This window comes from uncultured Acetatifactor sp. (genome assembly GCF_948601915.1).
Taxonomy (GTDB): domain Bacteria; phylum Bacillota; class Clostridia; order Lachnospirales; family Lachnospiraceae; genus Acetatifactor.
Genome location: NZ_CAPDXS010000070.1, coordinates 1 through 7,447 on the forward strand (window position 1 = coordinate 1; position 7,447 = coordinate 7,447).

7 protein-coding genes are annotated in these 7,447 nt (G+C 54.9%); 4 read left to right on the forward strand and 3 right to left on the reverse strand.

Annotation, left to right across the window (positions count from 1 at the left end; translation table 11 throughout):
• The first annotated feature begins 186 nt into the window (after window positions 1-186).
• From Q2B33_RS13055 to Q2B33_RS13070, 4 genes are all read left to right on the forward strand, one after another.
• Entirely contained in the window at window positions 187-798 is a 612-nt protein-coding gene (locus Q2B33_RS13055; RefSeq protein ID WP_300572349.1) for a TetR/AcrR family transcriptional regulator, read from the forward strand.
• A gap of 205 nt (window positions 799-1,003) precedes the next feature.
• Window positions 1,004-1,879: an ABC transporter ATP-binding protein gene (locus Q2B33_RS13060; RefSeq protein WP_330684866.1), complete on the forward strand. Its 876-nt coding sequence runs from the start codon at window positions 1,004-1,006 to the stop codon at window positions 1,877-1,879.
• A gap of 250 nt (window positions 1,880-2,129) precedes the next feature.
• Window positions 2,130-2,915: an ABC transporter permease subunit gene (locus tag Q2B33_RS13065; protein ID WP_300572351.1), complete on the forward strand. Its 786-nt coding sequence runs from the start codon at window positions 2,130-2,132 to the stop codon at window positions 2,913-2,915.
• 227 nt (window positions 2,916-3,142) lie between these two features.
• Complete coding sequence (locus Q2B33_RS13070) at window positions 3,143-4,720, forward strand: AAA-like domain-containing protein (protein WP_300572353.1); 1,578 nt, start codon at window positions 3,143-3,145, stop codon at window positions 4,718-4,720.
• 108 nt (window positions 4,721-4,828) lie between these two features.
• Here Q2B33_RS13070 and Q2B33_RS13075 read toward each other — a convergent pair whose 3' ends face one another.
• The 3 genes from Q2B33_RS13075 to Q2B33_RS13085 form a co-directional block, all read right to left on the reverse strand.
• Entirely contained in the window at window positions 4,829-5,149 is a 321-nt protein-coding gene (locus Q2B33_RS13075) for an AzlD domain-containing protein (RefSeq protein ID WP_300572355.1), read from the reverse strand.
• Complete coding sequence (locus Q2B33_RS13080) at window positions 5,139-5,903, reverse strand: AzlC family ABC transporter permease (RefSeq protein WP_300784307.1); 765 nt, start codon at window positions 5,901-5,903, stop codon at window positions 5,139-5,141. Before Q2B33_RS13080 ends, Q2B33_RS13075 begins: the two co-directional genes overlap by 11 nt.
• Before the next feature lie 188 nt (window positions 5,904-6,091).
• On the reverse strand, window positions 6,092-7,435 hold the full coding sequence (locus tag Q2B33_RS13085) for a 4-hydroxyphenylacetate 3-hydroxylase N-terminal domain-containing protein (protein ID WP_330691379.1): 1,344 nt from the start codon (window positions 7,433-7,435) through the stop codon (window positions 6,092-6,094).
• Between the last annotated feature and the right edge of the window lie 12 nt (window positions 7,436-7,447).

Consider the following 7,447-nt stretch of genomic DNA (forward strand, 5'->3'; position numbering starts at 1 on the left):
AGCTGTTCTTTCTTTCTGCCCTGAATATGATACTTCACTTAGGTATTATACCACATTCTCTGCTAAAAGTCACCAGACCCAGTTAAAGACTTCGATAAAGCCTGGGGTTTTTGACAAATGGGTCTTCCCAAAATCGGTCAACGGGTTTATCCTGTAATTGACCGGAGGGTCAACGGAGGTGACAGGATGAACGAGAGGTTCTTTTCCCTGCCGGAGGAAAGGCAGCAGGCCATCATCAATGCCGGATACAGGGTATTTTCCCGCAATACCTATAAGAACAGCCCCATGAGCGAGATTGCTCAGGCGGCTGGTATCAGCAAGTCGCTGCTGTTCCATTATTTCCATAATAAGAAGGAGCTGTACCTGTTCCTCTGGGACAAATGCGCCCAGATTACCATCGAGCTTATGACCAAATATGGATGCTACAGCCAGTCGGGCCTGTTCGAGAGCATGGAGCGGGGGATGCGGGCCAAGATGGAGATCGTCCGCCGCTACCCGGACATGGCCAGCTTCACCATCAAGGCTTTCTATGAAAAGGATCCGGAGGTCAACGTCGCCGTCCAGGAGAGCTACCATCGGTATTTCAACCTGAAGGCCGATAAGGCCAGGATGAACTTTGACCCGGAGCAGTTCATCCCGGGGCTGGACATCCCAATGATGTACCGGGAGATGTACTGGGCCTCGGAGGGGTATCTCTGGGAGATGGTGCAGCGGGGGGACATGGACATGGAGCAGATGGAGCGGGACTTTGGGCGGCTCATCGCTTTCTGGAAGAGTGTGTATATGCGCAAATCATAATGCGGGAGGGGCGGCTCCGCGAAAGACAGGAGTTGCCCCACTGGTAATATGCCGCGGATTACTGACAGACACAGAATATCGGGGTTCTGTGATGAAGAACGTGCCAGGGCTATGGCAGGCGGCACGCAGGGATGGCTGCAATGGGGCACGAGGCAGCATATGGCATGATGCGATAAATAAGAAGGTTTTTATAGCAAAGAAAGGCATGGAGAACATGGACGCGATCAAAATCGAGAATCTGACGAAATATTACGGGAAAGCCCGGGGAATCCGGGAGATAGACCTGACCGTGGCGGAGGGGGAGTTCTTCGGCTTCATCGGGCCAAACGGCGCGGGGAAGTCCACCACCATACGTACCTTGCTGGGGCTGATTAGTCCTACATCTGGCAGGGCGTATATTTATGGGCTGGATATCGTAAAACAGAATAAGGAGATCCTGGCCCGGGTGGGCTATCTGCCCTCCGAGGCGGTGTTCTACTCCGGCATGCGGGTGCGGGAGGTGCTGAAGCTCTCCGCGAATCTGCGGGGGAAGGACTGCGGAGAGGAGGCGGCCAGGCTCTGCGAACGGCTGCAGCTGGACACCGCCAGAAAGGTGGAGGAGCTTTCCTTTGGCAACCGGAAAAAGGTGGGGATCGTCTGCGCCCTGCAGCATGAGTCTGCGCTGCTGATCCTGGACGAGCCCACCAGCGGCCTGGATCCGCTGATGCAGAGGGAATTCTTCGACATCCTCAGGGAGAGGAACCGGGCGGGGGCCACGGTATTCCTGTCCAGCCATATCCTGTCGGAGATTCAGCACAACTGCACTCGGGCGGCCATCATCAGGGAGGGCCAGGTCATCGCCTGCGACAGCGTGGAGGCCCTTTCCCGCACCACGGCCAGGCGGGTCAGCGTCCGGGGAGAAGTGTCGCTGGAGGGGCTTGGGGGCATCCGGGACAGGGAGGATGCCCCGGGGGCGGTGAGCTTCCTCTACAGCGGGGACATGAACCTGCTGCTGCAGAGGCTGGCGGCGGGCAGGGTATCGGACCTGTCCGTGTCGGAGCCGGACCTGGAGGAGATGTTCCTGCATTATTATGAAAGCTGAGCATCCGGTGCCCGGGGGAGCGGGCAGATGGTGTGGACATGGCATCGGAAGGGGAACACCAATGGACGAACGGATATGAACGGATAGCTGTATTGCATGACAAAGTGGCAACAGACCGATTTTATACTGCATAACGCTGAATACTGCCTAATGTAATCATGCGATTGAACCAGTCAGCGTTATGCAGTCTGATTTCACGGCAAGTGAAATCGTTAAGCAGTATATAATATGGAAAGAAAGGCGGCAGCATATGACACTGATAAAGCATGAATTAAGACAGGGAAGGATCTCTTTCCTCATCTGGACGGCATCCGTCGGGTTCCTCCTGGCGGTGTGCGTGTTCCTGTTCCCGGAGATGGAGGGGCAGATGGAGGATGTGGGCGATGTGTTCTCCTCCATGGGGGCGTTCAGCGGCGCTTTCGGCATGGACAGGCTGAACTTCGGGACGCTCCTGGGCTTCTATGCCATTGAGTGCGGAAACGTGCTGGGGCTGGGAGGGGCTTTCTTCGCGGCCCTGTGCGGGGCCGGCATCCTCAGCAAGGAGGAGAAGGACCGGACGGCGGAATTCCTGTTGACCCATCCGGTCAGCAGGGCGCGGATCGTCACCGAGAAGCTTGTCTCGGTGTATGCCCAAATCATCGCCATGAACCTGGTCATCTACGGGATATCCCTGGGCTCCATCGCGGCCATCGGGGAGTCCGTTCCCTGGAAGGAGCTGAGCCTCCTGCACCTGGCCTATTTCCTCCTACAGGCGGAGCTGGCGGGCATCTGCTTCGGGATATCCGCCTTTGTGAGGCGGGGCAGCGCGGGGATAGGACTGGGCATAGCCGCAGGGATGTACTTCCTGAACCTGGTGGCCAATATCGCACAGGCGGCGGAGTTTTTGAAATACATCACGCCCTTCGGGTATGCGGAGGGCGCAGACATCATCGAGAAGGGCCGCCTGGACGGGGGGCTGGTGGCGATAGGGCTGGCAATGGGGGCGGCCGGCATTGGGGCGGCTTATGGGAAGTATTGCGGGAAGGATGTCCGGTGAATTTCCGATTTTTATACTGCATAACGCTGAATACTGCCTAATGCAATCATGCGATTGAACCGGTCAGCGTTATGCAGTCTGATTTCACGGCAAGTGAAATCGTTAAGCAGTATATATTGAGGTCCGGCCTGTTTTTCGATATACTGGAAGCATAAAGATGCCGAACGGCAGCGGTCCTGGGCTGCCTTGCGGAAAGCGGGCGGACAGTTCTGCAGAAAGGGGAGACTATGCCGAAAGAGTTTCATGTGACAGGAACCTGTATTCCCGAAAAGCATTATATGGTGGATGTCAGCGGCCGTGTGAAGCGGATTGTGGCAGACTATATAGAAAAAGGAAAATATTTTACCATCAACCGCGCCAGGCAGTATGGGAAGACTACCATCATGTATCTGCTGGAAAGGCAGTTGAAGGAAAGCTATGTGGTGCTTTCCCTCAGCTTTGAGTCCGCGGACGAGCTGTTCACATCGTTTTACACATTGGCGGCAGGCCTGATCCGCCGGATAGGGAGGGAGCTTTCCGCCCAGGGGGTAGAGAAGGCTGTTCTAGATAGATGGAGCCGCCCCGTCTCGGAGGGATTTCCCATGGAGGATTTGGGAGAGCGCATTTCAGAGCTGTGCAGGCAGTATGACGGTGGCGTCGTCCTGATGATAGACGAGGTGGACAAGAGCTCGGACAACCAGATTTTCCTGTCCTTTCTGGGTCTGCTGCGCGCCAAGTATCTGGCCAGGGAGAGCGGAAAGGATGACACGTTCCAATCCGTTATCCTGGCGGGCGTGTATGATATTAAGAATCTGAAGCTGCATGAGGGGACAGAACCAAAGTACAACAGCCCCTGGAACATCGCGGCTGATTTCAGGATCGATTTGGGCTTTCAGGCAGATGATATAGAGAGAATGCTTTCTGAGTATGAGGCGGATTACCATACCGGAATGGATATCCGTCAGATCGGCAGATGGATTTTCGAATATACGGAGGGATATCCCTACATGGTATCCCGTATGTGCAAGCTGCTGGACGAGAGGGTAGCAGGGGCGGAGGCCTTTCCGGATAAGAAGGACGCATGGACAGGAGAGGGGTTCCAGGAGGCGATTCGCCTGTTCTTAAAGGAACCGAACATGCTTTTTGACGATATGGTAAAAAAGCTGCAGGACAACCCGGATTTAAAGACAATGCTGAGCGATATCCTGTTCCGGGGGACGAGATATACCTTTGAGGTAAATAACCGTCTGATTGACATTGGTGTCATGTTCGGTTTTGTGGCGGAGCGGGACAATGCGGTAGTCGTGGCGAACCGGATATTTGAGATGAAGCTGTACAATCTGTTTCTGTCGGAGGAGGAGATGGGAAGCCGGTCATTCTGCGATGCCACGGAAATGAGAAGCCAGTTCGTGGTGCGCGGGATGCTACAGATGAAGCTGGTGCTGGAGAAGTTCTGCCAGTATTATGGGGAAATATACGGGGAAAGGGAAGAACGTTTCCTGGAGGAGGACGGCCGTCGGCTATTCCTTTTGTATTTAAGGCCGATTATCAACGGTTCTGGAAATTATTATGTGGAGGCCCAGACCCGCGACCGTACCAGGACAGATGTGATCGTGGATTACAGGGGACAGCGTTTCATTATCGAATTAAAGCTTTGGCGGGGCGATGCGTATCATGAGCGGGGGGAGAGACAACTCTTTGGCTATCTTGAACACTATCAGGAAGATACGGGATATCTGCTCAGCTTTGATTTCAGCAAAAGGAAGCGGCGCGGGATGAAGGAAATCGTGCTGGAGGGGAAGAGAATCGTCGAGGCGGTGGTATGAGCCCTGGCAGCGCCGGAGAGGCCGATATCGGTTCCCTTCAACAGAGACGCCTCCAGTACTAGCCGGGTCATCCTCTTTGGCTTCCTCATATCAGGGAGCGGCAGATGTCTATGACAAGAGAAACCTCATGAATGTCTCGCACAGGAACACCACCCCGCAGCACAGCACAGCGATTCCAATCATGTTCATGCCCCTCCAGGCGGCGATGACGCCGATGATGAGCGCCAGGACTCCGGCCAGGGGCACCTGGGGCGCGGCGAGGATGGCAGGAAAGGTCATCACCGCCAGCGTTACATACGGCACATAGTATAAAAAGGAACGGATGAACGGATTCCTGATTTTCCTGCGGATTAAGGTCAGGGGCAGGATGCGGATCAGGCTGGACACCGCCGCGGCCACCAGTATGTACAGATAAATGTTATGCGTCATGTCCCGTCACCTCCGTCTTTTGATTTGTGTCCGGCGCGCTGCCTGCCCCGTCCTTTTCCTTTATGGGGAAGAGTATGGCCGCCGCTCCGGCAATCAGCACCGTGAGCAGGCTGATCTCCATGCTGTCGGAGAGCCTGTCGAATAAGGGAATCCTGGACACGATGAAGCTGGCCAGGAAGCTCACGAGGACCACGCCCCCCACGATCCGGCTGGCCTTTGCGGCAGGGATGATGATGGCGATGAACATGCCGTACAGGGCCACGCTCAGTGCGCTGACCAGAGACATCGGCAGGACATTGCCCGCCACCACGCCCATGGCCGTGCCAAAAGCCCAGCTTGGCAGGGCGATCGTCATGGCCCCGTAGGTGTAGAAGGGGTTCAGCGGGCCCGGCTTGCCGATGCTGATGCCGAAGATCTCGTCCGTGATGCCGAAGCCCACCAGCAGGCGGTGGCCATAGCGGGTGGCGGAGTCGAATTTCTGGCTCAGGGCGCAGCTCATGAGGAGATAGCGCATGTTGGTTATCAGGATGACGAAAGCCATCTCCAGATAGGGCGCGCCAGTCGAGATGACCGTGAATTCCGCGTATTCCCCGGCGGAGGCGTGGTTCAATATGCTGGAGAGGAACCCCTGGAAAGGGGTGAGCCCGGCTTTTTTGGCCACTATCCCCAGGGAAAAGGCCACGGCGAAGTATCCGGCGGCGATGGGGATGCCGTCCCGTAGGCCGTCAGCGAAAGCGGTTTTGTTGTTGGACATATCTGCAGTCCTTTCTGTTGCGTTCTTATGTGGGCATTGCCTGGATGCAATCAATGATATCTTATACGACTTCATAAATTTTTTCAAGGCAAATTATTGCCGGATAAAACCGTGGCAGAGGGACGAACCGCATAAAGTCCTTTGGGCGGCTGATTTTTGGTTCCTGTGTGGATTTCATGGGAATGCGGTTATAAATCCTCTTCCCTGCATTTTTCTGTTTGAATGGCGGCAATGTCTTTGGCCAGCTCTTTCTTTCGCTCCAGACCGCTCTGCTTTTCAATCACGATTCGCTGTGCCTGAGGACTTCCAGCGCCGTGCAGAGATTCCGTCAGATAGCCGACGGCGGCGGTTCCTAGGGTAAGATTTTCAATGAGACGCAGTAACTGTAGACGTTTCTGTGCGGAAACACAGTCCGTTCCCGCAAGATATTTTTGGATATAGGCTGATGTCTCAGGGTTCGCCATGTCCTTTTGAGAAGGCGCGGTTACCATGAGTCCGCCGGCAATGTCCTGGGCGAGGCGGGCGATTTCAAAGGGAAAACGAGTCACGTTTTGTTTACAGACATTGGCCAGCAGCAAATCGGGAAAATAATTCCCGGCCACCGTCCGGCATCCTTCACAGGAACAGGCAATGCCGCAGGAATACATGGTCTCATTCAGGTGGGTCATTTCCACCAGCTTGTCTCTGATATGAGAGGAGGCTGAAATGCCATTTTGCTCTGCTGCCAGGGCAGCAGCCCCGATGAGGACATCCCCCACTCCGGTTTTGCAACCGCCGTAGCTCTGGCGGTGGTAACCGGCGAAATGTTCTACGAGAGGGGCGGCGAATTCAGTTTCTCCGTTCATGAAAATACGGTCATTGGGGACAAATACATGATCAAAAATGACCAATGCCTCTACTCCGCCGAAAGCGGGGGTTCCGGTGTCCATGGGAGCGGCTTCCTGCTTCCTGGTATCACAGCTTTGTCTACCGATAATCATAACGATTCCCGGAGTATTGACAGGAACAGAAAAGGAAACCGCATAATCCCTGCAGTTCATGTTGAGGGAAATAGTGGGCATGACAAGAAGTTCATGGGAATTGCAGGCCCCTGTCTGATGGCATTTTGCTCCACAGACTACAATGCCGTCCGGACGGCGTTCGGTCACGCGCAGGTAGGCATCCGGATTGCTCTGTCTGTCCGGCGGCAGATGTCGGCTGCCTTTCGGATCCGTCATGGCCCCATCGACCACCAGATCCTGTTCCTGGCAGTTTTGCAGGTACCGAAGAAAGCGTGTGTGATAATCCGTTCCGTATTTCTGGTCGATTTGGAAGGTGATGGTAAAAACGGCATTCAAGGCATCCATGCCCACACAGCGCTGGAAGCAGGAGGCGGTTTTCTGCCCTAAAAGCCTCTGCATTTTCACTTTGCGGATAAGATCCTCCCTGCTCTGATGGATATGGGTAAAACGATTGATTACATGGCCCGTAAGGTGGGAGACGGCCGTTAAAAGAGAGCGGTATTCGACATCCTGCGCCAGGTCATAGGTCATTTTAACGGCATA